Source organism: Niveispirillum sp. CC-CTL257, assembly GCF_059489915.1.
This window is the reverse complement of record NZ_JCAJXE010000001.1, coordinates 1,223,096-1,237,521: the sequence shown is the minus strand read 5'-3', so window position 1 is coordinate 1,237,521 and position 14,426 is coordinate 1,223,096. Positions and strand designations below refer to the sequence as shown.

Annotated in this window: 12 protein-coding genes; 2 read left to right on the top strand and 10 right to left on the bottom strand. The window is 62.3% G+C overall.

From position 1 onward, the window contains the following. The first annotated feature begins 205 nt into the window (after positions 1–205). Positions 206–2,173, top strand: a complete 1,968-nt coding sequence (locus tag ABC729_RS05945) for a methyl-accepting chemotaxis protein (RefSeq protein ID WP_495606719.1) — start codon at positions 206–208, stop codon at positions 2,171–2,173. 261 nt (positions 2,174–2,434) lie between these two features. Here ABC729_RS05945 and ABC729_RS05940 read toward each other — a convergent pair whose 3' ends face one another. The 10 genes from ABC729_RS05940 to ABC729_RS05895 form a co-directional block, all read right to left on the bottom strand. Continuing rightward, positions 2,435–3,478, bottom strand: coding sequence for an oxidoreductase (locus ABC729_RS05940; protein ID WP_495606718.1), 1,044 nt, complete (start codon positions 3,476–3,478; stop codon positions 2,435–2,437). A gap of 37 nt (positions 3,479–3,515) precedes the next feature. Next, positions 3,516–4,319 (bottom strand): MBL fold metallo-hydrolase, encoded by an 804-nt coding sequence (locus tag ABC729_RS05935; protein ID WP_495606717.1) that lies wholly within the window; start codon positions 4,317–4,319, stop codon positions 3,516–3,518. Next, positions 4,319–5,113 carry a TatD family hydrolase gene (locus tag ABC729_RS05930; protein ID WP_495606716.1) on the bottom strand — a complete coding sequence of 265 codons (795 nt, stop codon included), beginning with the start codon at positions 5,111–5,113 and terminating at the stop codon, positions 4,319–4,321. Before ABC729_RS05930 ends, ABC729_RS05935 begins: the two co-directional genes overlap by 1 nt. Beyond that, positions 5,113–6,660 (bottom strand): methionine--tRNA ligase, encoded by a 1,548-nt coding sequence (metG, locus tag ABC729_RS05925; protein ID WP_495606715.1) that lies wholly within the window; start codon positions 6,658–6,660, stop codon positions 5,113–5,115. Before metG ends, ABC729_RS05930 begins: the two co-directional genes overlap by 1 nt. Positions 6,661–6,691: 31 nt before the next feature. Beyond that, complete coding sequence (locus ABC729_RS05920) at positions 6,692–7,819, bottom strand: DNA polymerase III subunit delta' (protein ID WP_495606714.1); 1,128 nt, start codon at positions 7,817–7,819, stop codon at positions 6,692–6,694. Then, complete coding sequence (gene tmk / locus ABC729_RS05915; RefSeq protein ID WP_495606713.1) at positions 7,816–8,451, bottom strand: dTMP kinase; 636 nt, start codon at positions 8,449–8,451, stop codon at positions 7,816–7,818. The genes ABC729_RS05920 and tmk overlap by 4 nt, the downstream gene beginning before the upstream one ends. A gap of 8 nt (positions 8,452–8,459) precedes the next feature. After that, positions 8,460–9,650, bottom strand: a complete 1,191-nt coding sequence (locus ABC729_RS05910; protein ID WP_495606712.1) for a D-alanyl-D-alanine carboxypeptidase family protein — start codon at positions 9,648–9,650, stop codon at positions 8,460–8,462. A 160-nt stretch (positions 9,651–9,810) separates the two neighbouring features. After that, positions 9,811–10,839, bottom strand: a complete 1,029-nt coding sequence (locus tag ABC729_RS05905) for a septal ring lytic transglycosylase RlpA family protein (RefSeq protein WP_495606711.1) — start codon at positions 10,837–10,839, stop codon at positions 9,811–9,813. A gap of 42 nt (positions 10,840–10,881) precedes the next feature. After that, positions 10,882–11,829 (bottom strand): lytic murein transglycosylase, encoded by a 948-nt coding sequence (locus ABC729_RS05900; protein WP_495606710.1) that lies wholly within the window; start codon positions 11,827–11,829, stop codon positions 10,882–10,884. Positions 11,830–11,951: 122 nt separating this feature from the next. Continuing rightward, positions 11,952–12,743, bottom strand: coding sequence for a YdcF family protein (locus tag ABC729_RS05895; RefSeq protein ID WP_495606709.1), 792 nt, complete (start codon positions 12,741–12,743; stop codon positions 11,952–11,954). A 341-nt stretch (positions 12,744–13,084) separates the two neighbouring features. Here ABC729_RS05895 and ABC729_RS05890 point away from each other — a divergent pair, with 341 nt between their 5' ends. Next, positions 13,085–14,425: a putative bifunctional diguanylate cyclase/phosphodiesterase gene (locus tag ABC729_RS05890; RefSeq protein ID WP_495606708.1), complete on the top strand. Its 1,341-nt coding sequence runs from the start codon at positions 13,085–13,087 to the stop codon at positions 14,423–14,425. Position 14,426 lies beyond the last annotated feature (1 nt).

Below are 14,426 nucleotides of genomic sequence, written 5' to 3'. Positions count from 1 at the left end.
TAAGGATAGCCCCGGTATCGAAAGATGCCGGGGTTTCTTATTAAGGGTTGCTGTTCCTGCCGAACTATTTTCCAGTAATACGTGTGCAAATGGATAGTTTCCATCCTTTCAACCTTGTCAACCCATTCTGTTAAAATTCAGGTAATAATCAGGGCGCACGCTGAACCCAGGCGAAGAAATCGCCATACCAAAAAGGGAGCGTGTTATGCGGTCTTATCTTTCAAATATTTCCGTTACGGGCAAGTTGTCATTGGCATTCGGTGTGGTGATCGGCGTGGTGGCCCTGTCGGGCGTTGGGATCACCGGCTTCCTTAACCGTACCCATGAAGCAGTCGATCTGAATACCGAAAGCTATCAGGTACTGGATAAGGTCTCGACCCTGCAGCAATCAATCCAGCAGCAGGAAAGCGCCCTGCGCGCCTTTCTGGTGACGGGGGATAAGGAATTTCTAGCGCCCATCGCGCCGGCCCGCACAAACTTCGACAAGGCCATGGCGGAAGCCATGACGCTGTCCCACGGCGACGGGTCGATGCAGGCGCAGTTGCGGGAGATCGGGGCGGCTGCGGCGGATTGGCAGACACAGGTCGCCGACCGCGAGATCGCACTGGCCGTGCAGACCGGTGGACTTCAGGCCGCGCGGAATATGGTGGCCCAGCATGTCAGCGCCCCCATCATGGCGCGGTTGAGCAAGGCCCTGGATGCGGTGGAAGGGGCGGAACGGACACAGCTCGCGGACCGGTCGATGATCGCGGATGAGGGCTTGCACGGCATGCTGGACATATTGTGGTCAGTGATCGCGGCGGCGGCGCTGGTGGCGCTGCTCTCCGCCGTTGGGCTGGCACGGGCGGTCGTGGTGCCGTTGAACCGGGTCAGTGCGGCCATCACCGAACTGGCAGCCGGTAAGGCTACCCGTGCGATGGGCTGGAGCCGCCGGGATGAGATCGGGCGGATCGCGCAGGCATTCGATACGCTGCGAGGGACCGTGGCCAAGGCTTTTGCCCAGGCCCAGATGATCGCCGATGCGCCATTGGGCGTGATGACTTGTGACCCGGCCGACAATTTCCGCATCAACTATATGAACAAGCGCAGTGTCGAAGTGCTGAAGACGGTTGAGCATCTGCTGCCGTGCAAGGTCGAGGAACTGGTGGGCCAGTCCATCGACATTCTGCACAAGCATCCCGAACATCAACGCCGGCTTCTATCCAACCCCGCCAACCTGCCTCACCGTGCTAAGATCAAGCTGGGTGGCGAGGTTATGGATCTGAGGGTGACAGCCATCCTGGACAGCGAAGGCCGGTATGTCGCCCCTATGCTCACCTGGTCGTTGGTGACGCAGCAGGTCAATCTGACCAATGACTTTGAGATGAATGTGAAGGGTGTGGTCGATCTGGTGGCCCAGGCTGCCGAGGAGATGGCCCGTGCTGCCGACGCCTTGAGCATGACGGCCAATAATGCCAGCGGCCAGTCCGTGGCCGTGGCCGCCGCTGCCGAGGAGGCCAGCGCCAATGTCGCGGCCGTTGCCAGTGCCACAGAGGAACTTGCGGCCTCCATCCAGGAAATCGGCCGGCAGGCGGAGGCCTCCAACAGCCGGACCAGCATGGCGGAACAGGAGGCCTCGCAGGCCGATGAGATGATGCGTCAGCTGACCGACAGCGCACGGGAAGTGGGTGAGGTGGTCGAACTGATCAAAGCCATCGCTAGCCAGACCAACCTTCTGGCCCTGAATGCCACGATCGAAGCAGCGCGTGCCGGGGAAGCTGGCAAGGGCTTTGCCGTCGTGGCGGGGGAGGTGAAGGGCCTGGCCACGCAAACCGCCCAGGCCACCGACCGTATCCGCCAGAAGGTGGAGGAGATTCAGGCGGCATCGGGCCGGGCCGGCAGCGCGCTGCGTGGCATGACGGACATGATCCGCGAACTGCATTCGACCGCCGCCGCCATCTCCGCCGCCGTGGAGCAGCAGCAGGCCGCCACGCGGGAAATCGCCAGCAATATCACCCAGGCTGCCGCCGGTACCCGTGATGTGACGGAGCATATCAGCGGCGTCAATCAGGCGACTGGCGAAACGGGAGCAGCTGCTGCCCAGGTGCGGGGGAGCGCTGATGAACTGAGCTTCGGTGCTGGCAGGCTGTCGCAGCAGGTCGAACGTTACCTCGCCGAGGCACGCGCCGCCTGACCGGTTCACGCTCCCGGAAACAGGTGAGAACTGGGCCGGATGGGCGACCATCCGGCCCGATCTTTGCCTGGAACATCTCGTCAATCCGGCGCCGTTCCGCCAAACTCAGGTGCGAATAGTGCTCTCCCATGGCAGCCTCCAAACCGGCCAAAACCGATCCAGAGACTGACATTTCTATCTTGCCCAGGACTGACATTTTAACTTTGCGCCTACATTGCGTAGATCGATAATTAAGATTATGGAAAATATATCCAAGCCAAATCAAAGTGTTACGGTGCGTTCTGTCGATGCACTGTCAATGCCTACTTCAATCAACTCCATAACGTCGATAGCTTGACCGGCAGTCACAGGGTTTGGTTTGCCGTCTCTGATGGCGTCCGCCACTTCTGTGTAATAGCGGCGATAATCACCGGGAGATCCCGCATAAACCACAGCTTCAAGCGCCCCATCAGAAGCGGTTCGGGTCAGTCGTCCAGGCTGAAGGTCCTGGCCCCAGTCAGGGCTGCCGGGCACATTCCCGGCCTTCAGCATCTCCTCCTGGCTGTCGAGGCCATGTTTTACAAAGCTGCCCGTGTCCCCATGGACGGCAAAGCGCAGGCCGCTATCCGCCGTCAGCATGGAGCCGTGAAGGATGACGCGAAGCCCGTCAGCGTAGCGCAGGATGGCGTGGAAATAGTCAGTGGCACCGCCGCCGGGCCGTTGTGTCCCGATATCGGCCCAAAGGCTTTGCGGTCGACCGAACAGGCAAAGAGCCTGATCAATGACGTGCGGCCCCAGATCGTACCATAGACCGGCCCCCGGAACCCCGGCCCTTTCCCGCCAGCGATCACGCGGAACGGGCCGGAAGCGGTCGAAATGGCTTTCGAACTGCGTCACCCGGCCCAGGGCGCCATCCTTGATCAAGGCTGACAGGGTCAGGAAATCGGCATCCCAGCGCCGATTATGGAAAACGGACAATACACGTCCGGTCTGCTGCGCCAACGCTGCCAGCGAGCGCGCTTCGTCCAGGGTCACGGTAAAGGGTTTATCGACCACCACATGCTTGCCGGCCCGCAGCGCACGCCGCGCCAGATCGGCATGGGTATCGTTGGGAGTGGCGATCACTACAAGATCAATGTCGGGATCGGCCAGGATGGTGCTGATATCTGGCGCGACGGCGACATCTTTCCAATGGAGACGCACCTTGCCGGCATTGGAGGAGACAATGCAAGCCAGCTCAAGGCCCGGTGTGGCGGCAATCAGCGGAGCATGAAAGGTCTGGCTGGCATAGCCGAAACCGACAAGGGCGGTACGCAGCGGGGCCATGCTTATTCCTTTCAAAACAGCTTATTAGCTTGAATTGTTAGTCCCCCTGCCCGCCCGGCACCAGCACCATGCCATCATAGCCGGGTTCGACGCCCGGCGGCAGCATGGCACGCAGGGTGGCGTAATCCATGGTCTGGTTCATGTGGGTCAGAACAGCCCGGCGGGGGCGCAGCCGTTCGATCCAGCGGCGCGTGATCTCCCAATGGGCATGGACAGGATGCGGCGGCGACACCCGCACGCAATCGACGATCCAGGTGTCGACCCCAGCCAGGATATCAAATGCCTCATCCGACAGGTTCACGACATCGGTGGAATAGCCGATGGGTCCGAAGCGAAAGCCCAGACTTTCGGAAAAGCCGTGATCCTGCACGAACGGTAAAATCTCAATGGAACCAATGGTCAGTGGACCGGTGATGACATTGGGTATCAGGACAGGACGCGGGAAAAAAGGCGGCTTCACCTCTGCCGCCGCGAAGCAGTAATCAAAGCGCCGGGTCAGGATGTCCATAGTGCTGGGATCACCATAGAGCTGCACCGGCGCGTGCTGCAGCCAGTTCACGGCGCGCAGATCGTCAATACCATGGGCATGGTCGGCATGAGCATGGGTGTAAAGAACCCCGTCCAGCCGCTTCACCCCGGCATCGTTCAGCTGTTCGCGCATGTCCGGACCGGTATCGACCAGGATGGTCGTGTCCCGGTTCTGGACCAGAATGGAGGGCCGGCGGCGGCGATTGCGGGGCTCTGCCGGGTCAGCATTACCCCAGACATTGCCGACCAGTGGCACCCCGCCCGACCCGCCGCAGCCCAGGATGGTGACGCGCAGATCATCCATCGCGGACATTACGCCGCCTTCAGAGCCGATGCCGGCACCTTGTTGAAAAGACGCAGGAAATTGGCGGTGGAGACGCTGGCCATGGTGGCGGCGTCCACGCCCTTTACGTCGGCCAGCGTGGCCGCCGTATGGGCGACGAAGGCCGGCTCATTCCGCTTGCCCCGCATGGGCACCGGGGCCAGATAGGGGGCATCGGTTTCCACCAGCAGCCGGTCCATTGGCACAATGGCGGCAGTATCCCGTAAATCTTCCGACTTCTTGAAGGTCAGGATGCCGGACAGCGAGATGTAGAAGCCGATTTCCAAAGCCTGTTCAGCCAGTTGCCGGCTGCTGCTGAAACAATGCAGCAGACCCCGCAGACGCCCCTGCCCCTCTTCCCGCAGGATGCGGATCGTATCCTCATCCGCGTCACGGGTATGGACGATGATGGGCAGGTCGGTTTCAAGGCAGGCGCGGATATGGCGGCGGAAGCTTTCCTGCTGCACGTCGCGCGGCGACTTTTCGTAGAAATAATCCAGCCCCGTCTCCCCGATGCCGACCACCTTCGGCTGCCCCGCCAGACGCAGCAGTTCAGCCTCGCTGCACAGCGGGAACTCTTCGGCCGCCTGATGCGGGTGAACGCCCAGGGTGCAATAGACATCGTCATAATTCATGGCGATATCATGCACTTGGCCGAAGCGGCTGATATGGGTGCAGATGGTCAGCATCAGGCCGACACCCGCATCGCGGGCACGCTGGACCACGGCATCACGCTCCGGCGCGAAGTCGGGGAAATCCAGATGGCAATGGCTGTCGACCAGCATCACTTCGCCTCCTCCGGCGCGACATAGCGCGGGAAAGCCGGCGTCGGTGCCGGAAGCGGCGTGCCGGGCGTCAGCGGATTGGCGGCCAGATTGGCAAAGCCACGCTGGTCAGTCGGCACCACCAGCAGATCCAGGATGCGGTTGCTGGTTTCGGGCATGAAGGGCTGGGTCATGATTGCCAGTTGGCGAATGACATCGGCCAGCGTGTACAGCACCGTGCCCAGCCGCACCGTGTCGGTCTTTGACAGGGTCCAGGGAGCCATTTCCTGAACATAGCGGTTGGCCTCGTCCACGACGTGCCAGATGGCATCCAAGGCCTTGTTAAAGGCCTGAACGTCCAGTTCGGCCCGCACGGCATCCAGCATGCCCTTGGCGGCATTCAGCAGGGCGTGGTCATCACCGCTGAGCGCGTCTGGTGCGGGCAACTGACCCCCATGATACTTTTGAATCATGGAAAGAACGCGTTGGCACAAGTTGCCGTAACCATTGGCCAAATCGACATTGATCCGCTGTGCCATGGCGCGCTTGGAAAAGTCGCCATCATTGCCGAACGGGATTTCCCGCATCAGGAAGTAGCGGGTCTGGTCCAGGCCATAGGTCTCGATCAGGTCGGCGGGCTTGACCACATTGCCCAGCGACTTGGACATCTTCTCGCCTTCCACCGTCCACCAGCCATGGGCGAAGACGCGGCGGGGCAGCGGCAGCTTGGCCGCCATCAGGAAGGCCGGCCAATAGACGGTGTGGAAGCGCAGGATATCCTTGCCCACCATATGCAGGTCGGCCGGCCAGAACCTGGAAAACTCAGCGCTTTCATCGGGATAGCCGACGGCGGTGATGTAATTGGCCAGCGCGTCCAGCCAGACATACATCACGTGCTTTTCATCGCCCGGAACCTTGATGCCCCAGTCGAAGGTGGTGCGGCTGATCGACAGGTCGCGAAGGCTGCCCTTCACAAAGCTGATCACTTCCGACCGCTTGCCCGACGGCATGATGAATTGCGGCTGTTCTTCGTACAGCCTCAAGAGCGGTTCGGCATAGGCGGACAGGCGGAAGAAATAGCTGGGTTCCTCGACCCATTCGACGGGCGCCCCCGTGGGTGCGAAACGCTGGCCATCGCGTTCCGTCAGCTCATCCTCGTTGTAATAGGCCTCGTCACGGACGGAATACCAGCCGCTATAGCTGCCCAGATAGACATCGCCGCTTTCCAGCAGCCGTTCCCACAGGAACTGCACCGCCTTGATATGGCGGGCCTCGGTCGTGCGAATGAAATCATCATTGCTGACGTTAAGCAGCTTGGCCAAGTCCCTGAAATTCTGGGAATTCCTGTCCGCCAGCTCCTGCGGGGTGGTGCCGAACGCCTCCGCCGACTTCTGTACCTTCTGGCCATGCTCGTCGGTGCCGGTCAAGAACTTGACGTCGAAACCATCCAGCCGCTTGAAGCGGGCCATCACGTCGCAGGCGATCGTCGTGTAAGCGTGGCCGACATGCGGCGCATCGTTCACATAATAGATCGGCGTGGTGATGTAATAGGGCGTGCGCCCGGACATGGGACTTCTCCGCGAAGCGATAGGACGGTGTTCAGCCGGCGGCGGCCGCTTCGATCCGCGACAGTACCGACATCAGGGTCTGGCGCCGGTCGAGATTGGCGGATTCCGCCTTGGCGAACATATGGTTCGTGTTCTCCCACACCTCTACCCAGCGATCAAGGTTACCCGACCGTTGGCTCCCCTGCATCAGGCGATGGACAAGCGCGGCTTCACCGGGCACCACCTCTGGCGGGATGGTGCCACGCGCCCCGGCGCGGGCCACACGGCCCAGCCACCAGCCGATCAGTTCGGTGACGGCAACCCAGTTCGCCTCCTCGTTGCCGCCGCGCAAGGTGGCGTCGATGAAGGTATAGGCTTCGACAATATCCAGGCGCGGCAAACTGTCGAAGACGCCCAGCATGGCCTTGTAGAGCGTCAGGCCGCCAGCGGCGTGCAGCTCCATCGCTCTACCGATGCTGCCTTCCGACAGGCGAGCCAGGGCCGTGCGCTCCGCGTCTTCCAGATCGGGCAGATACCGGAACAGCAGGGCCTTGACCTGCGCCTCGCTAAGCGGTTCCAGCGCCAGTTTGCGCGTGCGCGACCGGATGGTGGGCAGCATGGCGCCGACATTGTCAGCCACCAACAATATCAACGCCTTGGAGGGTGGTTCCTCAAGGATTTTCAGAATGGCGTTCTGACCGCTGGTGTTCAATTGATCGGCACCATCGACGATCACCACGCGCCATCCGCCCTCTGCCGATGTCAGGCGCAGGAAGGGCGCGATCTTGCGGATTTCATCGACGGGCAGATCACGTTTGAAACGCTTGCGCTTTTCATCCCAGGTACGTTGCACCGTCAGCAGGTCGGCGTGACCACCAGATGCAATGCGGTGACAGACGGGGCTGTCGGGATCAACGATCAGGCTGGTCGGGTCTGGCGGGGGGCCGAACAGGCCCATTTCCTGTTCCCCCGGTAGTCCCTTGGTCAGGACAAAGCGCGCCATGCGGAAGGCCAGCGTGGCCTTACCGATGCCGGGCGGACCACCGATCAGCCAAGCATGATGCATGCGGCCTGAATTCCAGCTGTCCAGCAACAATTTCTGTGCGGCACCATGGCCTTCCAGATGGGTATTGCGACGCGGGTTGAACGCGTCATCCGCCTCATGCGGCTGCCCGCTCACAGCACCACCCCCAGCCTGTCGGCGATGGCGGCGCGGATATCAGACTGAATGGCATCAATCCCGGATGAGGCGTCGATAACCACACAGCGAGAAGGTTCAGCCTTTGCAATGGCTTGGTACCCTTCCCTCAACTTCTCGTGAAACGTGATCTGCATCCGCTCATACCGGTCCTCACCCCCGCGACGGGAGGCGGCACGGGCGAGCCCCTGGGCGGGATCGATATCCAGGATCAGGGTCAGATCAGGTGTCGTGTCGCCCACGGCGATATCGCGGAGCGCCGTCAGCACGCCATGATCCATGCCATGACCATAACCTTGGTAGGCCATGGTGCTGTCAGCGAAGCGATCGCATAGCACCCATTGTCCAGCATCCAGCGCGGGCCGGATGGTGCGCATGACATGGTCGTGGCGGGCGGCGGACAGCAGCATCGCCTCGCTGACCGGCAGCCAACGACCCGGCTCCCCATTCACCAGCAGGTCACGAACCGCCTCGGCCCCCGGTGAACCACCGGGTTCGCGGGTGGTCACCACATCGATGCCGGCGGCGCGCAGCGCGTCGGCCAGCAGGCGGATCTGGGTGGATTTGCCCGCCCCCTCGCCGCCTTCCAATGTGATGAAGCGCCCGCGTCCCATGCCGATCGTCACTGTGCCGGAGCCGGGGTCGCCGCTGGCTGGCTGGACCCGCCGAAGAAGTGCGACAGGGCGGCACCCATGCGACCGAACAAGCCCAGCTGCGCCACATCAGCACCAGCCAGCAGCGGCAGTTCCAGCGTCTCCAGACCCGGTGCGGTGATGGTCAGCGTGCCCAACTTGGCACCCTTGGTGACAGGGGCAGCCACGGGGCTGTCGGCCTTGAAGCTGACCTTCATCTTCTGCTTCTGATCATGGGTCATGGTGACCTTCACCTGATCCTGGATGACCAGCGGCACGGTTTCGGCCACACCCAGCCAGACGGGCAGGCTGTCCACCGTTTCACCAGCCTTGAACAGGGTGAAATTGTCAAACTCGCGCCAGCCCCATTCCAGGATACGGGCGCTTTCGTCGGCGCGGGCCTGCATGTTGGGCAGGCCGTTGACGACCAGCACCAGCCGGCGGCCATCGCGTTCACCAGACGCGATCAGCCCATAGCCGGCGGCTTCCGTGTGGCCGGTCTTGATCCCGTCCACACCCATGTTCCGGTACAGGAGCGGGTTACGGTTACCCTGCTTGATGCCGTGATAGGTGTAATCCAGCTCTGAATAGTAGTGATAATGATCGGGGAAATCCCGGATCAGGTGGCGGGCCAGGATCGACAGGTCGCGGGCCGTGGAATAATGGTTCGGGTCGGGCATACCCGAGGCGTTCATCAGATTGGTATTGTTGAGGCCAAGTTCCTTCAGCCGCTTGGTCATGGCGGCGGCGAAGGCTTCTTCGGTGCCCGACATGCCCTCTGCCAGGACCACGCAGGCATCATTGCCCGACTGGATCACCATGCCGCGGACCAGATCCTCGACCTTGATGTTGTTGCCCAGCTCCACGAACATCTTGGAGCCCTGGACCTTCCAGGCGCGTTCCGACACGGGCAGCGTGTCGTCCAGCGACAGGCGGCCCTCCTTCACGCGTTCGAACAGCATGTAGGCGGTGGCCACCTTCGACATGGACGAGGTGGGCATCCGCTCGTCAGCATTCTTTTCGAACAGGACCGTGTTGGTTTCCGCATCGACCAGGATCGCCTGTTTGGCGATGGTGTCCAGATCGACCGCCATGGCAGGCAGTGCCGACACGGTGAACAGGAGGGCCGCGGCAAAGCTGCGGGCGGCACCCTTCATCCGATGTGCGATCCGAATATCCATCTCTTTCATCAACCCTTCACTACAGGAACAGGTGGGGGCACTGCCCCCGGCGACAGTGGGACGGGCGGGATGGACCTGTCCAGTCCTGCGCGCCACCGCGACATTGTGCAACATCGTGAAACATGGTCCCGGCCACGGTTTCATTGGCCGGGCGCCAAGGTCAGTCCACGATGATCTTCGCCTCCGACGTGCCGGCCTGCAGCACCTGGGCCAGCACCTGATCGGCGCGTTCGACCTGATCGAACGGACCAACGCGGACGCGGAAATACTGCGTACCGTTGACCATGGCGTTCGACAGGTTGGTCGGCGCGATAGAGTTCAGCTTGGCCCGCAGCTTGTTGGCATTGTCATAGCTGGCGAAGGCACCGGCCTGGATATAGATCTTGCCCGGCTTGGCCGGCACCGCGCGCTGTTCAACCACCGGGGCCGGCAGGAAGCGGCCATCCTCTGTGGTGGTGCCGGCCAGACTGGTCGGGGTGGCGATGGTCCGGGCCGGGGTCGGGGTCGCCTGCGCCACCCTGGGCGGAATGGCGCTGCCGGGGGCAGCCTTGGTGCCCGCCGGCGGGGCCAGCGGTGTGGATTCTACCGTCACGCTGGGGCGCGGGGCCGCCTGTGGCACGGGACCGCCGTCCGGAGAGACGCCGGCGACCTGTGAGGCGGCGTTCATGGCGGCGGCGGCGATGGCGCGGCTTTCTTCCGCCAGCACCTCAACCCGGACCTTGGCGGTACCCTGCTGGTCAAAGCCCAGCAACTGCGCACCACGGCGGGACATATCGATGATGCGGCCCGACACGAACGGGCCGCGGTCATTGATCCGCACCACGATGGAGCGGCCATTTTCCAGGTTGGTGACGCGCACCAGACTGGGCATGGGCAGAGTCTGGTGGGCGGCCGTCAGCTCATTCTCATTATAGGCCTCGCCATTGGCGGTGACCTTGGTATGGAAGCCGGGGCCGTACCAGCTGGCGATACCCGTCTCGTTATAGGAATAATCGACGCGCGGGTAATACCAGACACCGTCGATCTGATAAGGGTTGCCGACCTTGTAGCTGCCGCCCGGCGTGGGCTTGGGCTCCACTGGTGCAGGTGCAGCAGCCGGGGGCTTGGGCGGCGGCGCTGAGGAGCAGCCGGCCAGCCCCGCAATGGTGACACCCAGGACAGCCAGTTTCACAAGATTTGCCCGCGCCATACTTCCCTACCCCAACCAATTGTGGTCGCAGCCTACATCAACTCATTTGCCCGCGCCAATATGGTCGGCGAGGATTCCGACCGCAGTCGCGAAATAGGTAGAGCGGTTCCAGTTCATAATCGTCTTGTAATTGCCATAAACCAGAAAGGCCCGGCCCTTCGGCCCGTCCGGCTGCACCAGCCAGGCATCCAGTGCGGCCTTGGGCAGCGGTTTGCCGTCTGCACTGCGCAGGCCGCGCTTGGCCCAGGCCGACAGGGGCTGCGGCGGCTTGTCCATACCGGCCCAGGCTGTCGAATCAGCCTTGGCCGGCACGCGCACGGCGCGGCCCCAGGTCTGATCGGTTTTCCAGCCCACGCTGGCCAGATAATTGGCGGCGGACGCGAAGACATCGGCATGGCTGGTCCAGATATCCCGCCGCCCGTCGCCATCGCCATCCTGGGCGTATTTGAAGAAGCTGGACGGCATGAACTGGCACTGCCCCATGGCGCCGGCCCAGGAGCCCAGCATGCGGTCGGGCGTGATGTGGCCTTCATCGAGAATCCGCAGTGATTTTAGCAGTTCTGACCGGAAAAACGCACTGCGCCGCCCGTCATAGGCCAACGTGGCGAGTGCATCGACCACCTTGAACCCGCCCATATTGCCGCCAAAATCCGTCTCCATCCCCCAGAGCGCCACGATGAAGCGCGCAGGCACGCCATATTGCTTCGATATCCGCGACAGCAGCGCCTTGTGGGTGACCATCCGCTCGCGCGCCTTTTTGATCCGCGCCTTGGTGACGGCGCGGGACAGGTAGGTGTCGAAGGTGATGGTCCGTTCCGGCTGCTTGCCGTCCAGTTCCAGGATGCGGGGAATGGGCGTGATGCCGGTCAGCGCCGTATCGATGATGGCGGGTTTGATCCCTTCGCGCAGCGCCTCCGCCTTCAGCTCGCCCAACCATTGCTGAAAGTCCGGCGCAGCATGGGCGGCAGGCGCCAGTAGCGTCGCCAGCATCAGGCAAGCCGGCAAAAAGCGCGGAAACCGGCGGCTTTGCATCGCTTGCATCATCATCTGGGGCCCTCACACCGTGCCTGATCCCACTGGTTGTGGCATGGGCAGGCGGATGGGAGCAAGGGTCAGGGAGAGGGTAATACTGTCGGGATACGCCCGGCGAGGCGGTAGGCGACCAATCCCCGCCATTCATGTGCGGCATTGTCGAACCGGTCCAGATTGTCCGACAGGTTCAGGCCGAACCGCCCAGCCTCCGTCCGGTTGGCGTTGAAGCCGACGGGATAGGCCACCAGCTGGATATCAGGCATTACCGACCGGAACACCCCCATGGCGCGGGGCATATGCGCCGCCGATGTTACCAGCAGCCAGTGTTGGCCCGCCCTGACCATCGGGGCGGTATTCACCGCATTTTCCCAGGTAGTGCGAGAGGCGCCCTCCAACTGCACCCTGGCCGTATCCACCCCCCAGCCCGCCAGCAGCTCCATCACGAAGGGTGCCTCCCGGTCGTCGGGATAGCGGGGATCGCCGCTGCCGCCGGAGAAGATCACGTCGGCATCCGGGAAACGGGCCATCAGGCCGGGCAAAACCGTCAAACGCTCCGCATCACGGGTCAGCTGCGGGCTGCCATGTTCCCTGGACGCGATCGGCATCAGGGCACCGCCCAGCACGATGATGCCGTCAATTGCTGGCATATCCGCCAGCGGCGGCACGGAGAAGCGTTCTTCCAGCGGCAGCGTCACCCAAATGGAAACGGGTGTCACCGCAATGAGAAAAAGCGGCAACAGGCCCGCCGCCAGCAGCCCCACGCCCCATCGCCGGCGGGCCAAGATCGCGATCAGTCCAGCCAACATCAGCAGCAGCAACAGATTGCCCGGCGATGTCAGGGCCGCGAACAGTTTGCCGAGGCTGAACCCCATGACCAGTACCCCGAAAAGATCGACAATCCCATTGCCAGATTCTTCTGCAACTGCGAAAGACGCTGCTTGCAAAGAGTGTCAGAAAATAGCGCTGATCACCATGTATGCGTTCCATCAGGGGGATGGATGTGCAATGATATTGCCCGGTCAGCCAATCGGACATGCGGTTCCCGGCATTAACAGGTGGCAGGCTGGTCGATGAATGGAAAGCCGGAGAGTACCGATGCCCTATCCTCCGTGGAACCGACAGATGCGGGCAGCGCGAAGCTTGATGTGTAAGGCAGAGTTTTCATCCACCACACTTCCTCTCGTCTGATCCGGGACCACGGAATAAAGCCGTCGTGACATTGTCCAAGATATTGAAACCGGATGGCGATCAGGCCGCCGACTTCATTCCCCGGGATGCCGTTACCGGCGTCTGGGAAATGCGGCCATTCGCCAACCGGGTTGCGGAAATCCTGGCCCAGCATGAAGGACGGCTGATCGCCGGACTGCTGGTCATTGAGATTGACCGTATGCCGCAACTGTTCCGCGTCCATGGGCAGCAGGCCCTGGATCTGGCCATGGCGACGCTGGTCAAGCGGTTGATGCCGATCTGCGGTGCCAATGACCTGATCTGTCGATTCGCCCAGACGCAGTTCGCCATCTTCCTGCCCGGCCTGGATCATGCCGGCAAGGCGCTGTTCGCGGCGTCGGCCATCGCCAATTCCATGGCTGAACCCGTGATGATCGAGGGGCAGCGGCTTTTCGTGTCCGCCAAGATCGGCGTGGCCGTGTCGCCCAACGACGCCACCGATGGCGCTTCCCTGATCCGCAATGCCTGCGTGGCGCTGCATCAGGCGGTCAAGTCGGGTACGGCCAATTACCTTCACTTTACGCGCACCATGCGTGACGACCTGAAGGAACGCCTGGATCTGGAGGATGAACTGCGCGCGGCCATCCGCGACGACCAGCTTGTCCTGCATTACCAGCCCAAGGTTGCCATCCAGGGCGGAGAACCGGTGGGCGGCGAGGCCTTGCTGCGCTGGCGTCACCCCGTGCGCGGCATGGTGCCGCCCGGCGTGTTCATCCCGACCGCAGAGGAAACGGGTCTGATTGTTCCCATCGGCGAATGGGTGCTGCGCAACGCCATCAAGCAGATCCGCGAATGGCTGGATGCCGGATATCCGCCCATCCAGATCGCCGTCAATGTATCGGAACGGCAGTTCCGCTGGGGCCACCTGCCGGCCCTGATCGATGTGCTGCTGGCCGAGAGCGGTATACCGCCGCATCTTCTGCAGCTTGAGATCACGGAAACCATCCTGCCGGAAGATCTGGAAGGTGCTTTGCAGCAGATGCGCTGGATCGCTGACCGGGGCGTGGCGTTGGCCCTGGACGATTTTGGAACCGGATATTCCTCCCTCTCCTATCTGCGGGAACTGCCGCTGGACTGCCTGAAGGTGGACCGCAAGTTCGTGATGGACATGGAGCGGGACCAGAGCACGCGCCATATCGTAGAGGCCATTGTGGCCATGGCGCAGGCCATGGACCTGAAGGTGGTGGCCGAAGGCATTGAGACGCCGGCGCAGTGGGAAATCCTGAAGCGGCTGGGCGTTGAGGAAGGACAGGGTTATCTGTTCGCCCGCCCCATGCCAGCCGAAGGTTTCGCCGAATTCATCCGGCACGCCGCCAAGCCGGTCTGAG

What these genes read in the sequence shown, in the direction of transcription:
- ABC729_RS05900 (WP_495606710.1), bottom strand. Translation starts at nt 11,829, where the DNA reads ATGCTGGCGACGCTACTGGCGCCTGCCGCCCATGCTGCGCCGGACTTT.
- ABC729_RS05910 (WP_495606712.1), bottom strand. Translation starts at nt 9,650, where the DNA reads ATGGATATTCGGATCGCACATCGGATGAAGGGTGCCGCCCGCAGCTTT.
- ABC729_RS05905 (WP_495606711.1), bottom strand. Translation starts at nt 10,839, where the DNA reads ATGGCGCGGGCAAATCTTGTGAAACTGGCTGTCCTGGGTGTCACCATT.
- ABC729_RS05930 (WP_495606716.1), bottom strand. Translation starts at nt 5,113, where the DNA reads ATGCTGGTCGACAGCCATTGCCATCTGGATTTCCCCGACTTCGCGCCG.
- ABC729_RS05940 (WP_495606718.1), bottom strand. Translation starts at nt 3,478, where the DNA reads ATGGCCCCGCTGCGTACCGCCCTTGTCGGTTTCGGCTATGCCAGCCAG.
- ABC729_RS05935 (WP_495606717.1), bottom strand. Translation starts at nt 4,319, where the DNA reads ATGTCCGCGATGGATGATCTGCGCGTCACCATCCTGGGCTGCGGCGGG.
- ABC729_RS05895 (WP_495606709.1), bottom strand. Translation starts at nt 12,743, where the DNA reads ATGGGGTTCAGCCTCGGCAAACTGTTCGCGGCCCTGACATCGCCGGGC.
- metG (WP_495606715.1), bottom strand. Translation starts at nt 6,660, where the DNA reads ATGTCCGGGCGCACGCCCTATTACATCACCACGCCGATCTATTATGTG.
- tmk (WP_495606713.1), bottom strand. Translation starts at nt 8,451, where the DNA reads ATGGGACGCGGGCGCTTCATCACATTGGAAGGCGGCGAGGGGGCGGGC.
- ABC729_RS05945 (WP_495606719.1), top strand. Translation starts at nt 206, where the DNA reads ATGCGGTCTTATCTTTCAAATATTTCCGTTACGGGCAAGTTGTCATTG.